This window comes from Acidaminococcus sp. (genome assembly GCA_022482815.1).
In the GTDB taxonomy this organism is placed as follows: Bacteria; Bacillota; Negativicutes; order Acidaminococcales; family Acidaminococcaceae; genus Acidaminococcus.
Genome location: JAKVOM010000001.1, coordinates 615,688 through 633,728, shown reverse-complemented (window position 1 = coordinate 633,728; position 18,041 = coordinate 615,688). Strand labels below are relative to the sequence as shown.

Sequence of the window (18,041 nt, the reverse complement as noted above, 5' to 3'; positions counted from 1 at the left end):
GCTCGTGGAGACAAAATTATAATTTTGTCCTGAACGAATAACATTGGCTTTTGATTCAAATAAAAAACCTAAGATTTAGCAGTTAACCTAAATCTTAGGTTTTTATTTTTATAAATTCATAGAAAAATGCCTTAGTCATTTTTCTTCCACGGGCGGGCTGCGGAAAGCGTGAAAAAGGGACTGTGAAATATTGCTATACGCATTATTCCACAGTCCCTTTTTATGATTTATCGAATGACTTTAGCGACTTCACGGACAGCCAGATTGAAACCATCTGGCTCGGCCTGCAGACAGTTCAGATACATATAAGAGAGCTGTGAACCCACATAGTTGCGGAAGTGGTTGAATTTGGCACCATTCAAATCCGCATCGCTCATACCGTAATTGCGGCGGGCAATTTCCTTCAGCATGCTGACCGTCTTCTGTGCTGCCGGAGAGGACAGTACCCAGTCATGATCTCCAAGGTGAACGATGTACCCCTCCTGATGATGCGGGGCAGGCAGTCCGTCACCGGAGGCATTCAGAAGGCCGTAAGCGACAGGATCCTTTCCGGCCATGATGGCAGCTGCCGTCAGCCAGCTGACTACGTTGGCTTCATCTTTCTTTGAAGTTGGAGCGGCATGTGCGCAAGCCTGGGCAACAACTTCTTCTGCCGGAAAACCGCGGAAGATGACTTCTGCCAGGGAGATGACGTGATGAGCGCCCTGCCCGGCAATAGTGTATTCCTTCAGGGAAGCACCATTTTTTTGCCACTGGAAGACAAAAGGCTTGGCAATATCGTGCAGTGCCTGAGCGGCAATGGCAATATCACGATTGACATCATACAGGAAGACTTCCTGATAAGTTTTGCAGATATAATTCGTAATATGCAGGTTGGCGTTAACGTGGGTAGCCAGTCCTCCGGGATAGGGGTGATGGCTGCCGTAGCCGGACCCTGGAGCTGTCCTGAAAGCCTGTACCGTACCATCAAACGGCGGCAGAATGTGGGCTGCATCAATCTTGGCAGGATCAACCAGACCGTTAGCGGCTAACTTGTTGTATAAAGCTTCACGGGCACTTGCAGAGGAATAATTCTTCATGAAAGTGGGAAGCGGATTATTCAGGAGGCTGATGACGGAAGAACGCAGGGATGCGTCCTGAATGGAACCGGCAAATTCAAGAATTTGCTGCCAGCAGGAGTCAATCAGGTTTGATGATTTGGCGGAAGCAATGGCATCCTGCGGAATGGCGGAATAAGCAACAGGTCTCAGGGAACGAGCGGCGCTTTTCGCTGCACTAGCTCTTTTCAAATCAGGCATAGACAATAGAGAAGCGCCCAGAACGGTACCTGCAGCTAGTTTCAAAAAGCCGCGGCGTGACATTTTTTGATTTACGGTGGACTCCAATGGATTTTTCATACTTAGATCCTCCTGTTTCGATTTAATTTTTCTTTCAGTCTAGGGACAAAATATAAAGAAAAAGTATGAAAATAGTAAAAATATCGTAAATCAGGAGATTTTTACCTAAATATTCCCGAATAATTACTAAATTCTTACAAATCATCGCTAAAGTAAGCTCATAATATAAAAAGGAGTGACGTGTATGTTTGGTCTGGGTGTTCCTGAACTGGTATTGATCCTGATCATCGGTCTGGTTGTTTTTGGTCCTGGTAAGCTTCCCGAGATTGGCAAAGCGATGGGAAAAAGCATGAATGAATTTAAGACGGCCCTCAATAGTCCGGCAGCAGAAGATAAGCCGGAAGCGGAAAAGGCTGCCGTTTCCAAACCGGCTGAATCCGGAAAGTAATTTATGGAAGCCGTACAACATCGAGAAGGCAGCAGTGGGACGGTCATGTCACTGACGGGCCATCTGACAGAATTACGAAGCCGTCTCATCAAGGCGATTATTGCCCTCGTGCTGTGCACCATCATCAGTGAGCTGCGTATTGATGATATTATGCACTTTCTCACAGCACCTGCAGGAACGCTCTATTTCATCAAGCCGGCTGAAGCTTTCCTGATTTACTTCAAAACCGGGCTGACGGCAGGTGCCATCCTGTCTTCCCCTGTTCTTTTCTATCAGTTCTGGGCTTTTGTGGTGCCGGCCTTTACGACTGAAGAAAAAAGAACACTCATGGCAGTAGTACCTCTATCGCTGCTCTTGTTCCTGAGCGGCATCGCCTTCGCTTTCTTTCTGGTTTTACCGCAGGGACTGCGCTTTTTTCTGGCTTTTACCAGTGAAACGGTACAGCCCATGATTTCCATGGAAAGTTATCTGGACTTTGTCCTGATGCTGGTATTGCCCTTCGGAGTTATCTTTAACATTCCCATGGTTCTGTGCGTGTTTGCTAAAATGGGGTTGATTTCTTCGCAGATGCTCAGAAAGAAACGAAAATTTGTTATCATGGCATCCTTCATTCTGGCAGCGGTGATTACGCCGACGACGGATATGGTGTCCCAGTGCCTGCTGGCAGTACCGATGATTGCGCTGTATGAAGGAAGCAATTTGTTTATTCGGTTTGTATTGAGAAAATAATATCAAAAATGCTAGCCGCAGATTGCTCTGGGAAATTCGGGCGGCGGAAGGCCAAACAAAGGGGCTGTGAAATAATGCATCCGCATTATTTCACAGCCCCTTTTACGCCGGTCGCTGGCCGCTGGCCGCGGGTTGCCCGTGGAAGAAAAATTGCCAGGGCATTTTTCTACGAACTTATAAAAATAAAACCTAAAATTTAGGTTAACTGCTAAATTTTAGGTTTTATATCAAATTTTATTTGATCAAAAGCTTTAAAACGATGTTGCAGACCAGGCTGAATGCCATAGGCCAAAAGCACCTTTTATTGTGTTACAGCCTCTATGAATGTAATCTGGGATATGTTTAGCACTTTGTCACACGGTCAATCAGGGCCAGGGTAACCTGACAAGATTTTTCCATCGATGCGGTTGGCAGAAATTCATAAGGAGAATGGAAATTTAATCCGCCTGTAAAATAATTTGGCGTAAAGATTCCTTTGGAGGAGAGGTAGGAACCGTCCGTTCCGCCGCGCATAGCGATGGTGTTTGGTTTGATGCTGAGTTCGTCCAGGGCACTGTACAGAACATCAAGGGCTTTTTTGTTGCCGGCTGTCATAGCGTCGGCAATATTGGCATAGACATCTGTTTCCTCGACTTCGATACGGGCACGCGGCTCCCGTTTCCGAATGACGTCCGCATTTTTCAGTATGAGGTTCTTTTTTTCTTCATAGCCGGCTTTATCATGGTCACGGATGTCTATGCGAACTTCGGCTGTTGACGCGTTGGAACGGATGCTTTTGACCCACAGGTATCCTTCTTTTCCTTCTGTGCATTCCGGAGTCTCCCGACGGTCGAAGAGATTCACAAAATCAACGGCAAGCAAGGTCGGATTGACGAGTTTTCCCTTGGCACTCATGGGATGGGCATTGACGCCGTGAATCGTCACGAACGTACTGCCGGCGTTAAATGTCTCATAGACCACTTCTCCCAGGGCACAGCAGTCAATAGTATAGGCAAATTCAACGGGAAACCGTTCCAGTTCCAGAGCTTTGGAGCCGCGGAGACCGACTTCTTCATCGGGGACGAAAGCCACATAGATATCTCCATGGCGACGGGAAGTATCGTGGACCAGGATATCAAGGGCCGTCATCACGTTGGCAACGGCTGCTTTATTATCGGAACCAAGTACACTGGTGCCGTCTGTCACGACCAGTTCTTGCCCTATATAATCCAGGAGTTCCGGGTGATCTTTTACGGTCATAACGATATTTTTTTCTCGGTTCAGTACGATATCTTTGCCGTCGTAGCTTGAAATGACGCGCGGATGTACAATGGGGGACAGCCCGGCATCGGCCGTATCCATATGGGTGCAGAAACCGATGGCAGGTGCTTTTTGTCCCAGGGGCAGGTTGGAGGGCAGTTTGGCTGTAAGCACGCACTGCGGGCTCAGATAAATATTGGTAAGACCCAGCTCTGTCAGCTCTTTTTGCAGTGTGTGTGCCATGTCCCATTGACTTTTTGTGCTGGGTACCGAAGGGACACCGGATTTACTCTGGGACGGAATTTGTACGTACCGCAGGAAGCGGCGGAGCAGTGCTTCTCTCATGGTTAAACCTCCTGAATTCACGATGCTTGATGCTCTTATTATAACGCGGAAAAAGGAAAATACCGAAAATGGAAAAATGAAAATGTATCAAATGGTATATTTTAAAAAAGATTTTGCCTCCTATCTAAAAAAGCGAATTAATTCAAAGTCAAAAAGGCCGCTCTGTGTTATCATGATAATATGGAGTATTAGTTAATTAAAGAACTAAAGTAAAGAGGGGAAGCCAGATGAACCAACAAGTTAAATCTCTCGCCGATAAATATCTGCCTCTGGCAGAGGAACTGGCACGTTATATGTATGATCATCCGGAGGTTTCCGGGGAAGAAATACATTCCAGTCAGGCCATCGTTGAGGCGTTAAAGCCGTTTGGATTTACGATTGAGTATCCGTTCATGGAAAAGGAACTGGGCTATGGAACCGCGTTCAGGGCTACGCTGAAAAGGGGTGAAGGCCCGAAGACTTCCATTATGGTGGAATATGATGCACTCCCTGGGATCGGTCATGGCTGCGGGCATAACCTGCACGGCTCATTGTCCGTACTGGCCGGAATGATTATGAGCCGTCTTCCGGAAGAGGCATATCATGGCACTTTGGAGGTCATTGGTACGCCCGGGGAAGAAGTGGATGGGGCTAAACTGCACTTTGCTCCGGCAGGTGTCTTTGATGACAATGATCTTGCAATCATGATGCACAGCACGAGCGGCGGTGCCAGCCGGACCAATACGGACGCAACGGCTCTGCGCTGCTATGACATCCAATTTACAGGCCGAACGGCGCATGCGGCCGGAGATCCCTGGAATGGTGCCAATGCGCTGACAGCGGCCCGTAAGTTTCTGGATCTGCTTGATGCCCGCCGGGATTCCTTCCGTCCTTATACGATTGCTTCAGCTGTAATCACCGACGGCGGCAAAGCTCCGAATATTGTTCCGGATACTTCAAAGCTGCGGATAGAATTTCGTTATCCGACACGTCACGAACTGCAGCGGCTGGATCGGATTATCCGGAACTGCGCACGGGGTGCGGCCATTGCCCTCGACTGCGAAGTATCGTTTAAGTCAGGTTTTCCGGATTTTGATGATATGGTGCGGGTACCGCTTCTTGAAAAGAGAGTGGAGGAACTTTTCCGAGACAGCGGTGAACCGGTGGAACCGCCGCTGCCTCCGTCCGGTTCAACGGACGCCGGTAATGTCAGCTACCGCTGCCCGACAATCCATCCTTACATCTGTATTACCGACAAGGTTTGCCCTGGACATTCTGCAGAGCTTCGGGATGCAACGATTACAGAGCACGCCATGGAGCAGATGAAAAAAGGCGCTGTCGTCATGTGCGAGCTGCTGCTCGATATCTATAACGATGAGGCATTCAGAAAAGCAGTGAGGGAAGATTTTAAACGAGCTCTGGCGAAAAAAGAAGGGGAGTGATCTTGATGGCAGAAGAAAAACCTGAAGAAACCAAGAAATCCAAGTGGGCGCTGCCCCATGTATTCGTCCTGTTGTTTGGTATTATTGTTTTTGCCACGATTATGACGTGGGTGCTGCCGGCCGGTGAATTTAACCGTGTGGCCAATAAAGCCGGACAGAAGATTGTACAGGCCGGGACATATCACCTGGTGGACGCCCATCCGATCGGATTCTTCGAGATGTTTAAGTGTATTTATCTCGGGATGAAGGATGCAGCTCCGGTTATTTTGTTTGTATTTATCGCTTATGCCTTTATCGGCCTCATTATCGGCTCCGGCGCCTTTGATGGTCTCGTTGCAAAGATGCTGCGCGTGATCAAAGGGAAAGCGCGTGTTGCTATTGTGCCGATTTTCATGCTGATCATCAGCTTTGCTTCTTCGACTGTTGGTATCTCTGAAGAGGCCCTGCCGTTTATTCCGATTTTTGTCGGAATCTGTATTGCCATGGGTTATGATGCTATCGTCGGTATGTCCATTGTTTCCTGTGCGACGGCAATCGGTTATGCCGGTGCCTTCATGAACCCCTTTACGGTCGGAACGGCCCAGGCTATTGCTGAACTGCCTATCATGTCGGGCAGCGGCTTTAGAATCTTGTCCCACCTTGCCATGGTGGCTGTGGCTTCCGTTTACGTAGTGCGCTATGCGCTGAAAATTCAGGCCAATCCTGAAAAGAGCTACATGTATGGAATTGAAAATGAGTTTGCTGTTTCGGAAGAGGAACTGGATAAGCATCCATTTACGTTCCGCCACATCCTTGTGCTGGCAGTTTTCTTTGCCGGCGTCATTATCCTGGTATATGGCTGCAAGAATTTCGGATGGTATTTCACAGAACTGTCGGCCCTTTTCATGATCATGGGACTGATTTCGGCCCTTCTTGTAGGCTGGAATCCTAACCAGATTGCCCGGGCCCTTGAAAAGAGCTTTAAGGATATTGCCGGCGCATGCATGATGATTGGGTTTGCCAGAGGTATTTTGATCGTCATGCAGACGGGCCGTGTCATGGATACGTTCGTCTATGGCATGTTCATGCCGCTGTCCGGTATGCCGCGTCTTTTTGCGGCCGAAGCTATGCTGATTGTGCAGACGCTGCTGAACTTCCTGATTCCTTCCGGATCCGGTCAGGCCGTGGTCTCCATGCCGATTATGGCACCGCTTGCCGACCTTCTGGGCCTGTCCCGTCAGCTGGCTGTACTGTGCTTCCAGTTTGGTGATGGTCTTTCCAACATTATGTGGCCGACGACCACGCTGCCGATTGCCTGCGGTATTGCCGGCGTCTCCATGAGCAAATGGTGGAAATTCTTCACTCCGCTGTTTATCATGCTTGTGGTTGTACAAGGCATTATGATAGCAATTGGCTATTTCATCGGTTATTAAGTGAAAATAGAAACAAGGGGGACCGTGAAAAAATGATTTCATTTTTTCACGGTCCCCCTTTATGCAGGTCGCCGGCCGCTGGCCGCATCCCGCCCATGGAAGAAAAATGACCAAGGTATTTTTCTACGAACTTATAGAAATAAAACCTGAAATTTAGGTTAACTACTGAATTTCAGGTTTTTATTTTTTATTTGAATCAAAAGCACTGTCACACTGCTGTAAATGAGGCCCAATGCCATACGCCAAAAGCCAAAGGCGCCTTTCTATTTCTTCACAGCCCTTTTCATAGGTACCATTAAATTTTTTCTAGTCCTTCTTCAGAGGACACTGTACCAAAAAAGTTCGTGTCTTTGGCAATAGATAGTAAATTAAACTTACGGTCATTTGATAAAGACACATGGAAAGAGACAACTTTACATATCTAAAGGCGCTGACGCACTAGTCATTCAATTATATTACAATTTTTACAAAATAATTGACAGAATAGTTAGAACTTCGTACAATGGAATCAGTCAGTTAAGGTAACAACCAAAGCATCCAGACTTGGTATTTGGTTTATTTAATGAAAATCAGGCAGCTGAAGAAAATTAAAAAACCGAATGTTCGGTCAAAAATGTAATTTTGGAATGGACATTTAGAGGAGGATGAATTATGGATCTGGCTAAAGCCATTGAAATGCAGAAAGAACCGATGATTAAGACACTCTCAGGTGCACTTAAAATCAGAAGTGTACAGGGACCTGCCGAACCGGGCAAGCCTTTTGGCGAGGGTCCGGCAAAAGCGCTGGAGTACATGCTTGATGTAAGCAAGAAGCTGGGCTTTAAGACGCAGAATGTCGACAACTACATGGGCTGGGCCGAAATCGGTGAAGGCGACGAAATGGTTGCTATCCTGGGTCACCTGGACGTAGTTCCGGAAGGTAAAGGCTGGGAGAAAGATCCCTACGGCGGCGAATATGACGATAAGAACATTTACGGCCGCGGAGCCCTGGATGATAAGGGCCCGACGATTGCCGCTCTCTATGGCATGAAAGCACTGGTGGATGCAGGTGTACCCCTGAAACGCCGTATCCGTATCCTTTTTGGGACAAATGAAGAAACTGGTTCCCTGGACATGGCACACTACCTTGAAAAAGGCGGGGAAATTCCGGTCTGCGGTTTTACTCCGGACGGTGAATATCCTGTCATCAATGGTGAGAAAGGCATCCTGGACTCTGATTACCGCGCTTCTTATCAGCAGGATGGTGATTTAAAGCTGACGAAGATCACCGGCGGTACGGCTTATAATATTGTTCCTTCCCTTGCAGAAGCAGACTTTACCTGCTCTGATGCCCTGGCTGAAAAACTTGTGGCAGACTATAATGGGAAAGACGGTCTTGAAGTCACTCGTACAAACGGCGGCGTCAAGGCAGCTGCCCACGGAAAAGAAGCACATGGCGCTCATCCTGAAAAGGGTATCAACGCTATTGGCAAACTGACCCTGGGCATCAAGAACTGGCCGCTTTCTGCCGGAGTCAAGAATGCAGTTACAGTCATCGCCGATCATATCGGCATGGAAACGAATGGTGCCGGTATGGGTATTGCCCTTAAGGACGAACCTTCCGGAGAACTGTCTTTCAATATGGGCATGATTGAAGGCGATGCTTCTTCCATGACAGTCAAGCTGAATTACCGCTATCCTGTTACCAAGCACTATGAAGACTGTGCCCCGATTCTGACGGCAAACTTCAAAAAGTACGGCTTTGAACTTATCAAAGAAGAACATAAAAAAGCGCTCTTCGTTGATCCGAAGACCCCTTATGTCCAAACGCTTCTCAACGTGTATCATGAGCTGACCAACCTGGATCCGACTCCGCTGTGCATTGGCGGCGGTACCTATGCAAAATCCATTCCGAATATTGTAGCTTTCGGACCAATCTTCCCGGGTGACACTGTACGTGAACATCTTCCTAACGAATTCTGGGAAATTGATATCCTGATGAAGAATGCCAGAATCTATACGGAAGCTATGTATCGTCTGGCTAAGTAAAACCGGGTTCATAAGAGGGACGCCGGACAATAGAAACGGCGTCCCGAATGAATCTCCGGATATCTGATATGCCGGACTTTCCATAGACAATCATCTGGTGGACCGTATCCGGCCTCGTTTGAGGTCGGAAAGGAAGCATATTCGCTGTCTGTGATGAACTCCCTATGTACCTCTGTACGAATCCTTTTTCCCTACTTATATCCACTTTGAATCTTGTCCCTTTCGGCAGTGCGTTTGTACTCTTGAAGCAGTCTTGTTATACAGTCCATATAGTTCCTCTGTCTGCCCGGACAAGCATTCCATCTTACAAAAGCAGTAGTTCCCCCTTCCAAGTTATGCAGCCGTGAGATCTTTCTTTGAGCCGAGTGGAAATGGCAGTGCAATCCTGCAATTTTCTCGGCGCAATTGAAAACGATGGGATATGGGACCAGATGATTGGTATCGGAGTACGGGAAACGGTATGTTTCAAACTCCGCGCAAAAAGAGCTGTGAGGAAATGAAAAAATCATTTCTTCACAGCTCTTTCGTTATAGCAAGCCGACGCAGGAGGTTTGCTATCTTCTGTCACCTTCTTTCACGAAGTCGAAAGAAGGACGGACCACGGAGTGGTGGAAGATAGCTATTAATTTAGCAAGCCGACGCAGGAGGTTTGCTATCTTCTGTCACCTTCTTTCACGAAGTCGAAAGAAGGACGGACCACGGAGTGGTGGAAGATAGCTATTAATTTAGCAAACTGACGCAGGAGGTTTGCCATCTTCTGTCACCTTCTTCCACAAAGTCGGAAGAAGGGCGGACCACGGAGTGGTGGAAGATAGCTATTAATTTAGCAAACTGACGCAGGAGGTTTGCCGTAAATATAAAATTACTGCCCGATTTTTTATCAAACCGTTCATTTTACAGATGTTTACAGGTGCCTGTATCCAGCCGCATGAAGCTTGCTCAGGATTTATGCAGTGCCTCCTCAATCTTTTCGGAAGCTTCCCTGAAACTGATGCCTTCTTCCCGGGCGAGAGAGGCCGCATCCTCATATTCGGGTTTTGCTTTTCGGGTACCGAATCCGGATGCCTTTTTGACCCGGAGTGTGTAGCCGTCAACCGTCACCGTATCCTCAAAGCGGTCCATTTCGTAACGGCGGAAAGGATATTCCCGTACGCCTAAAGTCGAAGTGTGAACAAAGAGGGCGTGGATTAATTTTTTCCGGTCTCCGTCCTTACAAAGGACAGTAATGGCTGTGCCGGGACGTGACTTTTTCATTGTGATGGCCGTCGTATAAACATCGAGTGCACCGTTTTCACGGAGTTGTTCCGCGGCAAAGGCAATGGCTTCTCCTGTCATATCGTCGACCTGGCAGGTGAGTTCATAAAGGGACGCTGGTTCTGCTTCCCGCGTTCCCAAAATGGCACGCAGGCAATTGGCCGCGGGAAATTCCTTTTGGCCGAGACCATAGCCGATGTGTTCTGCTTTCATAACAGGCATGGAGTCAAATTTGGTGACAAAATATTTCAGCAGGGCAGCCCCTGTCGGTGTGCATAATTCGCCCGGAAAAGTACTTTCATACATGGGAATGCCTTCCAGCAGGTAAGCTGTAGCCGGGGTCGGAACCGGCAAAATGCCGTGGGCGCACTGGACGCGTCCGCTGCCGACACAGACAGGAGACGCAATGACTTCGTCGGGAGCCAGCTGCGTCATCAGTTCACAAACCGCCATGATATCAGCGATGGCGTCAAGCTGCCCCACTTCGTGGAAATGTATTTCCGTAACCGGTTTATGATGCGCTTTGCTCTCTGCTGCAGCGAGCAGGTCATAGACGGCGAGGGCTTTTGTTTTTACAGAAGGATCGGCATGAAGCTGATTGATGACTGTCTGGACATCGTGCAGTGCGTGATGGCTGTGATGGTGATGATGTTCATGCTCGTGATCGTGTTCATGTTCATGTTCATGTATGTGTGTATGCTCATGTTCATGGTGATGCTCATGACTTTCCATATGATCTTTATGATGGGACAAAACGGCTTCGGATGGAGCTTCTTCTTCTCCATGAACCGTTACATGCACCATGAGGCCGGCAATACCGCAGCGGTCTGTTTGTTCCAGTGCGTAGGTTACGCCGGGAATTCCAAAGGTGTTGAGCTTTTGAATCATAGCCTCCGGATCCGGGAACAGGGAAAGCAGGGATGCAGTCAGCATATCACCGGCAGCACCCATGGAACAATCGAGAAATAAGGTACGCATCATTGATCTCCTTTGATATGATTGATTAAACTTGCCTGGTAGGCAGCGCCGAAACCGTTATCAATATTGACAACGGAAACGCCGCTGGCACAAGAATTCAGCATGGAGCAGAGGGCCGTCATACCGCCGAAAGCGGCACCATAGCCGACGCTTGTGGGTACGGCAATGACCGGGCAGCTGACCAGGCCGCCGACAACGCTTGCCAGAGCGCCTTCCATGCCGGCGATGGCAATGATGACCGTAGCCTGCATCATGTCATCCAAGTGGGCCAGAAGGCGATGCAGACCGGCTACGCCGACATCGTGAAAGGCCTTGACTTCATTGCCCAGAGCCCGGGCTGTCCAAATTGCTTCTTCCGCTACGGGGCGGTCACTGGTACCCGCGGCGAGAATAAGTATGGTACCGATACCGTCCGGTTCAGGCAGGGAACCAACAAGGCCGATACGGCCATCAGTATGATAATCCAGCGGCAGCTGCATTTGAATTTTTTTTGCTTTTTCCGCGTCAAGACGTGTGATCAGCACAGGTCGGGAAGAATCCTTCCGCAGGGTTTGGGCGATTCCGAGAATCTGCTCGGCTGTTTTGCCGGCTCCGTAAATGACTTCCGGAATACCCTGCCGCAGTTCCCGATGCGTATCGACCTGGGCGTATCCTAAATCGACAAAAGGCGCTTTACGCAGCCTCAGCGCTGCCTCTTCTACAGAAAGGCTGCCGTTTTTTACCTTTGTAAGCAGTGCTTCTAATGTATGTTCACTCTTCATGGGCGCACCTCCAGGTCAAGGAGCACACCGTCGTAACGGGTACGCAGCGTGTTCAGGATGGCTTCACGATGGGCTTCCGCAAGAGGCCACTGGGCAGCCGTAATTTGTAGTTTAGCACAATTATTAAACAGGCGGACCCGGAAATCGCGGAAACCCAGGTTCCGCAAATAGGTTTCGGCCCACTCGGTCCGGCTTAATTTTTCCTGGGTGATCTGTTCGCCCGTTGGAATCCGGGTGGCGAGGCAGGCATAGGAGGGTTTGTTCCAGGTGGGAAGACCGAGTGCCTTGCTTTGCTTGCGTATTTCTGCCTTGGTGAGACCGCAGAGCCGGAGCGGAGAAAGGACTCCCATTTCTTTTAAGGCTTTCATTCCCGGGCGGTCTGCCACGTCATCCGAAGCGTTCGTACCATCGAGGATAATGGAAAAACCATCTCTGGCAGCTTCGGCAGAAAGTGTAGAAAAAACCATCTTTTTGCAGTAGTAACAGCGATTTTTCGGATTGGCCGCCACTTCGGGAACCGCCAGGATGTCGGCTTTTAAAATGGTGTGGGAAACACCGCAGCGCTTAGCCATAGCGGCGGCTTCCTCGATTTCGAATTCGGGCTGGAAAGCAGAACGTACGGTATAAGCATGAACTTTTTGGGCATAGCGTGCAGCTTGTGCCGTCAAGTAAGTTGAATCGACTCCGCCGGAAAGAGCAATGGCGACGGTCGGATATTTCTTAAAGAATTCTTCAAGTGTCACAGTACACTCCTCCTTTACAGTGACTTTATTATAGCATTGAAATAGGAAATCTCCCTGTGGGGGATTGTGAAATTTTAGAGATTCATACAAAATACGTTAACTATATTAAAATACTAGGTTGACTAATGCAAATTAACTCTGTACATTGATACAGTACGTCCGGCAAAGGAGGTGAGTTTTTCGTGAGAAAAATAAAAATGCGGGAAATGGTATTATGTGCCCTGTTTGTTGCATTGATCGCTGTTGGTGCTTTTATTCGGATCCCCGTAGGGTCTACTATTTACACGCTGCAGTTTTTAGCGACGCTGCTGGCGGGGCAGCTGCTCGGCGGACGGCTTGGAGCATTGGCTGTCATCACTTATACGGTAATGGGACTTATCGGGATACCGGTATTTGCTTCCGGCGGAGGTCCGGGTTATCTGCTTCAGCCGACTTTCGGTTATTTGCCGGCATTCGCGCTGCAGGCTTATGCAGGAGGCACGCTGATTCGCATGCGGAATCAGCCGATTACGGCACGCAGGCAATTGGCGGCAAATTTGGTGGGACTTGTCATCGTGTACATCATTGGCATTGCTTACTTTTATGTCATAAGCCGATTCGTACTTCACGCCGCTATGAGCTTCTGGGTGATGCTCTGGTACTGCGCGGTTCTTCAGATTGTACCTGATCTTGTGATTTGCGCGGTGGCTGCAGTCATTGGACAGCGCTGTTATAAGGCCGGAATCTGGATTTCATAAGGAGGATGATCACATGGGAAAAGCAATTTTTGTTACAGGAACCGGAACAGATGTGGGAAAGACGTTTGTCACCGGTCTGATTGTGAAAAAACTGCGTGACAGCGGGCGAAATGCCGGCTATTACAAAGCTGCTTTAAGCGGGGCTGAGCCGGATGCGGAAGGCGCTTTGCAGCCGGGGGATGCTCTCTATGTCAAAAAAACGGCAGGCATTACCGAACCGGTTAGTCAACTCGTGTCTTATGTCTATCGGGAAGCCGTATCACCGCATCTGGCCGCCCGTTGGAATAAGCGGCCGGTGGATCTGGATGTCGTCAAACAGGATTTCGCACGGGCGGCAGCTCATTACGATTTTCTTACCATGGAGGGCAGCGGCGGCATTCTCTGCCCGCTGCGCTGGGATAATGAGCAGCATCTGATGTTGGAAGATATGATCAAGGCATTGGGACTTTCCTGCTTTGTTGTGGCAGATGCCGGGCTCGGGACCATTAACAGTACCGTACTCACCGTAGATTATATGCAGCGTCACGGATTAAACGTCAAGGCTGTTTTTCTGAATCATTGGCTTCCGGGAGATAAGATGCAGGAAGATAACCGACAGATGATCAAGACGCTGACCGGGCTGCCGATAGCTGCCTGCATTCGTGATGACGAACGGGACCTTGATATGGATGCGGATGCGTTGGCCGCCTATTATGTATAACTCAAAAGGAGAAAAAGATGAACACTTGGCAAGAACGGGATTTAAAACTCATCTGGCATCCCTGCTCCCAGATGAAGGATTATGAAACACTGCCGCCTATTGTGGTCGATCACGCACAAGGGGCCTGGCTCTACGATGAAGATGGGAAAGCATATCTGGACATCATCAGTTCCTGGTGGGCCAATTTGCTGGGGCATCGGAATCCGGTCGTTTCAGAACATATCAAAAAGCAGCTTGACACGCTGGAGCATGTCATTTTTGCCAATTTTTCCCATAAACCGGCGATTACGCTGGCAGAACGGCTGCTGAAAATTGTTCCCAAGGGTTTGTGCAAATTTCATTTTAACGATAATGGTTCCTCTTCGGTTGAAGCTGCGCTTAAGATGGTATTCCAGTACGCACTGCAGACAGGACACCCGGAAAAGAAGCGTTTCATGTGTTTATCGGAAGGCTACCACGGGGAAACAATCGGCGCGTTGTCCGTAGGGAGCATGGATCTTTTTGCCAAACTTTATCAACCGATGATGATGGACAATATCCATGTGCAGGCACCGGATTGCTATCGCTGTCCTTTCCGCAAGACGCGGGAGACATGCAGCTGTGAATGCTTCTGTTATGCGGAAGAAGCTTTTTCCAAACACGCCGGAGAAACCTGTGCCATTATCGTTGAACCGCTGCTCCAGGGCAGTGCCGGTATGCGGATTTATCCGGCTTTGTATCTGAAGAAGCTCCGAGCCCTGTGTGATGCCTATGATGTAAAACTGATTTGTGATGAGATTGCGACAGGATTCGGACGCACGGGTAAATTCTTTGCCTGCCATCATGCCGGTATCACGCCTGACGTCATGTGCGTTTCCAAGGGCCTGACGGGCGGATATATGCCTATGTCCATTACGATTACGACGCAGGAAATTTATGATGCTTTTTATGCTGATTACGGGGAACATAAAGCCTTTGTTCATAGTCATACCTATGCCGGAAATCCTCTTGGCTGTGCGGCGGCGCACGGTGTCCTTGATGTCATGGAACACGAACACATCCTTGAAAAGGCTGCTCAGACCGCACAGTGGCTGACGGGCCGTATGAAAGAAACTTTTGGCAGCCATCCGCATGTCGGGGAAATCCGGCATATCGGCCTGATCCATGCCATGGAACTTGTAGCGGATAAAAAGACAAAAACGCCTTTTGATGAAAAACTGCGTATTGGTTATGCCATTTATAAAAAGGCATTGGAAAAAGGATTGGTGCTTCGCCCGCTGGGAGATGTCCTGTATTTTAACCCACCGCTCAATATTACAAAAGAGGAGCTGGATACGGCGATTCGGATTACTGAAGAGGCTATGGAAGAGGTGCTTTAAGAATGGTAACTCTTTTATCATTTAGACAGACGGCAGATAACTGCCAATAGCGATAGGATTGAAAGGCGCTTTTGGCATTTGGCGTATGGCCTTTGGCTTTGCCTTCGGCAGAGCGGCATTGCTAATTGGCCGGAATGAAATAATAGAAAAGCCTTGGTCGGCTGCAACCTTATGCGGACGGCGGAAAGCGGAAAAAGGGCTGTGGAATAGTGTACACGCATTTTATTTCACAGCCCCTTTTCTTATTTGCTATAATAAACAAGTTATAGGTGTGAATGAAAAGACCAGAAAATCAATCATGAGGGGGGATTCTGGATGGCAGAACTTGAACAAGCAAATCTTCAGGCTGACGAGCTGCGCCGTGTGCCTTATGAAGAACTGGCAGGGCGGCTGCAGCGGTTTCGCGCAGCCATGGATGCAGCCGACCCGGAATGGCAGATGGCAGTCATTTCTGATAAACTGGATATGTATTATTTTACGGGAACAATGCAGGACGGAGCCTTGATGATTCGTCCGCAGGACATGATTTTATGGGTGCGCCGCAGCTATTCGCGGGCTCTCAATGAGTCGCTGCTGCCGCGGGAATGGATCCGCCGTATGAAAAGTTACCGGCAGCCGGCCGAGTATTATGGAACGCAGCGCCCGGACGTTGTTTATCTTGACAACAAACATACGACATTGGAATGGCTGGGATTTTTTACCAAGTATTTTCCCCTGAAAGAAAGAAGAAATCTGGAGCCCATCATTGCCCGGCTGCGGAGCATCAAAAGCGAATATGAAATGAATCTGATGATCCGTGCCGGCCGTATCCACGGGAAAGTCATGACCGAGGAAGTGGCTCCTCTTCTGAAACCCGGTATCAGTGAAGCAGAACTTGCCGTAAAGCTTTATTTAAAAATAGTCCTCGCCGGCGGGCAGGGCGTAGCTAGGACGAACCGCCAGACAGGGGAAGATGCTGTCGGACTTGCTTCTTTCGGTAAGAGTGCTCTGGTTCAGACCGCCTTTGACGGTCCCGGCGGCACTGCGGGGACCTGCGTGGCTGTACAAAGTATCGGCTCGGCTTTCCGCAAACTGCGGGAGGGACAGCTGGTTTATCTGGATATTCCTGGCGGCGCCGAGGGCTACAATACGGATAAGACCATTGTCTATTATTTTGGCAATCTTGACGCTGATCCCGACAAAGAAGAAATTGTAAGAGCTTATCATTACTGTCTTGAACTGGAAAAGAAAACCGTGGCACTCTCAAAGCCGGGCGCTGTTTTCGGTGATGTATACGACACCATTATGGAGAATTTTGACCATACTTATGACGGCGCTTTCATGAACGGAGAGCAGTTCCTGGGGCACAGTATCGGTCTTGTCATGGATGAAACGCCGGTTATTGCCCACGGAGTCCGGGATACAGTGAAAGAAAATATGACGATAGCTGTGGAACCTAAAATCGCGCTTCCCGGAATCGGTACAGTGGGAACGGAAAATACGTACCGCATTACTTCAACCGGCGCCGTTTCACTGACGGGAGAACCTCAGCCTCTCAAAGTGGTTCCCTGCGGTGATAAATGATCTGCTGCTGCAGATTCAGCCTGGGCTGTGAGCAGTGCTTGCTGAAGTACGGCCTGTATGGTAGAATAAGCGGATAAAACTATTTCAAAGGAGAGAGCCTTATGGGAGCTGAAGAAGAATATGTCCTGGATGCGGAAGACTTTTTCGCACAGAGAGATATCATCAAAAAGCAAATCTTAGATAACAGCAAACTGACGGGGCCCCAGAAGCGGATGACGCTGACCGTGCTGGATGCCTTTGCCAATTCGGTGAAAGCAGGCGGCGTGCGGCAGCATGGCATTACCAAACAGATGCTGAAGACGGCTCTGCCGGTTTTTGGCAAGATGGGGGAAGATAAGCGGCACAATGAGAAGGAACTGAAAGTGCTGCATGTACTGACGATGCTTGTATATGAAGGATTACATAAGCGCTGATGGGAGCTCTGACATTATTCTTATTGTCCGTATCTCTGGCGATGGATGCTTTCGCGGTTTCCGTCTGCGGCGGGATTCGTCTGCCGGAGGAGCGTAAGTTCCGCGGCGGAGTCCGGTATGGGACCTGGTTCGGTGTATTTCAGGCCCTGATGCCCTTTATCGGGTACCATTTGGGAACCTATTTTGCTTCGTGGGCCGATGCTTACAGTCACTGGATTATCCTTGCAATTTTAAGCTGGATTGGAATCGGCATGATCCGGGAGGCTTCGGAGAGTCCGGAAGAAAAGGCGGATACAGGCTGGAAAACTATGCTGGGACTCGCCGTAGCGACCAGTATTGATGCGTTAGGTGTCGGTGTCAGCTTTGCTTTTGACGAAACGATTGTCATCGGATCTGCAGTGCTGGAAATCGGCGTTGTGACGTTCTGCATCTCGTTTCTGGGCTGTGTATTCGGTACCTATATCGGCATGGTAGGAAAGACCAAGGCGGAAATTGCCGGCGGACTTGTCCTTATCGGGATCGGACTGAAGGGTGTCATTTCTCATTTTTTAACAATATAGTAAGAAGGGGCTGTG

The 18,041-nt window shown here is 48.9% G+C and carries 16 protein-coding genes; 11 read left to right on the top strand and 5 right to left on the bottom strand.

Annotated features, from left to right (window positions below; genetic code table 11):
• Positions 1-227: 227 nt before the first annotated feature.
• The gene (locus tag LKE33_02750) at positions 228-1,397 is read right to left on the bottom strand and encodes a hypothetical protein (protein ID MCH3949847.1); all 1,170 of its coding nucleotides are present in this window, start codon (positions 1,395-1,397) and stop codon (positions 228-230) included.
• A 184-nt stretch (positions 1,398-1,581) separates the two neighbouring features.
• Here LKE33_02750 and tatA point away from each other — a divergent pair, with 184 nt between their 5' ends.
• Together tatA and tatC are read left to right on the top strand one after the other, a co-directional pair.
• Positions 1,582-1,785, top strand: coding sequence for a twin-arginine translocase TatA/TatE family subunit (tatA, locus tag LKE33_02745; GenBank protein MCH3949846.1), 204 nt, complete (start codon positions 1,582-1,584; stop codon positions 1,783-1,785).
• Between the two features lie 3 nt (positions 1,786-1,788).
• Positions 1,789-2,514 carry a twin-arginine translocase subunit TatC gene (gene tatC, locus LKE33_02740; GenBank protein ID MCH3949845.1) on the top strand — a complete coding sequence of 242 codons (726 nt, stop codon included), beginning with the start codon at positions 1,789-1,791 and terminating at the stop codon, positions 2,512-2,514.
• Between the two features lie 342 nt (positions 2,515-2,856).
• On the opposite strand, the gene pepT is transcribed toward tatC, so the two are convergent.
• Positions 2,857-4,098, bottom strand: a complete 1,242-nt coding sequence (gene pepT, locus LKE33_02735) for a peptidase T (GenBank protein ID MCH3949844.1) — start codon at positions 4,096-4,098, stop codon at positions 2,857-2,859.
• Between the two features lie 227 nt (positions 4,099-4,325).
• On the opposite strand from pepT, the gene LKE33_02730 reads away from it, so the two are divergent.
• From LKE33_02730 to pepV, 3 genes are all read left to right on the top strand, one after another.
• Positions 4,326-5,519, top strand: a complete 1,194-nt coding sequence (locus LKE33_02730) for an amidohydrolase (protein ID MCH3949843.1) — start codon at positions 4,326-4,328, stop codon at positions 5,517-5,519.
• 5 nt (positions 5,520-5,524) lie between these two features.
• Positions 5,525-6,931 (top strand): TIGR00366 family protein, encoded by a 1,407-nt coding sequence (locus LKE33_02725; protein MCH3949842.1) that lies wholly within the window; start codon positions 5,525-5,527, stop codon positions 6,929-6,931.
• A 651-nt stretch (positions 6,932-7,582) separates the two neighbouring features.
• Positions 7,583-8,959 carry a dipeptidase PepV gene (pepV, locus tag LKE33_02720; protein MCH3949841.1) on the top strand — a complete coding sequence of 459 codons (1,377 nt, stop codon included), beginning with the start codon at positions 7,583-7,585 and terminating at the stop codon, positions 8,957-8,959.
• Between the two features lie 939 nt (positions 8,960-9,898).
• Here the strand turns inward: pepV and larC are convergent.
• Genes larC through larE form a run of 3 tightly spaced genes read right to left on the bottom strand, consistent with a single transcriptional unit; the run spans position 9,899 to position 12,695 of the window.
• On the bottom strand, positions 9,899-11,191 hold the full coding sequence (gene larC / locus LKE33_02715) for a nickel pincer cofactor biosynthesis protein LarC (GenBank protein ID MCH3949840.1): 1,293 nt from the start codon (positions 11,189-11,191) through the stop codon (positions 9,899-9,901).
• Positions 11,191-11,952: a nickel pincer cofactor biosynthesis protein LarB gene (gene larB, locus LKE33_02710; protein MCH3949839.1), complete on the bottom strand. Its 762-nt coding sequence runs from the start codon at positions 11,950-11,952 to the stop codon at positions 11,191-11,193. Before larB ends, larC begins: the two co-directional genes overlap by 1 nt.
• Entirely contained in the window at positions 11,949-12,695 is a 747-nt protein-coding gene (gene larE, locus LKE33_02705) for an ATP-dependent sacrificial sulfur transferase LarE (protein ID MCH3949838.1), read from the bottom strand. The genes larB and larE overlap by 4 nt, the downstream gene beginning before the upstream one ends.
• A gap of 182 nt (positions 12,696-12,877) precedes the next feature.
• On the opposite strand from larE, the gene LKE33_02700 reads away from it, so the two are divergent.
• From LKE33_02700 to LKE33_02675, 6 genes are all read left to right on the top strand, one after another.
• The gene (locus tag LKE33_02700) at positions 12,878-13,432 is read left to right on the top strand and encodes a biotin transporter BioY (GenBank protein ID MCH3949837.1); all 555 of its coding nucleotides are present in this window, start codon (positions 12,878-12,880) and stop codon (positions 13,430-13,432) included.
• A gap of 13 nt (positions 13,433-13,445) precedes the next feature.
• The gene (gene bioD / locus LKE33_02695) at positions 13,446-14,132 is read left to right on the top strand and encodes a dethiobiotin synthase (protein MCH3949836.1); all 687 of its coding nucleotides are present in this window, start codon (positions 13,446-13,448) and stop codon (positions 14,130-14,132) included.
• A gap of 17 nt (positions 14,133-14,149) precedes the next feature.
• On the top strand, positions 14,150-15,490 hold the full coding sequence (gene bioA / locus LKE33_02690; protein MCH3949835.1) for an adenosylmethionine--8-amino-7-oxononanoate transaminase: 1,341 nt from the start codon (positions 14,150-14,152) through the stop codon (positions 15,488-15,490).
• Positions 15,491-15,805: 315 nt separating this feature from the next.
• Positions 15,806-17,053 carry a Xaa-Pro peptidase family protein gene (locus tag LKE33_02685; GenBank protein MCH3949834.1) on the top strand — a complete coding sequence of 416 codons (1,248 nt, stop codon included), beginning with the start codon at positions 15,806-15,808 and terminating at the stop codon, positions 17,051-17,053.
• A gap of 101 nt (positions 17,054-17,154) precedes the next feature.
• A complete protein-coding gene (locus tag LKE33_02680) occupies positions 17,155-17,466 on the top strand; it encodes a hypothetical protein (protein ID MCH3949833.1) in 312 nt (103 codons plus the stop codon).
• Entirely contained in the window at positions 17,466-18,026 is a 561-nt protein-coding gene (locus LKE33_02675; protein MCH3949832.1) for a manganese efflux pump MntP family protein, read from the top strand. The genes LKE33_02680 and LKE33_02675 overlap by 1 nt, the downstream gene beginning before the upstream one ends.
• Positions 18,027-18,041: the final 15 nt, after the last annotated feature.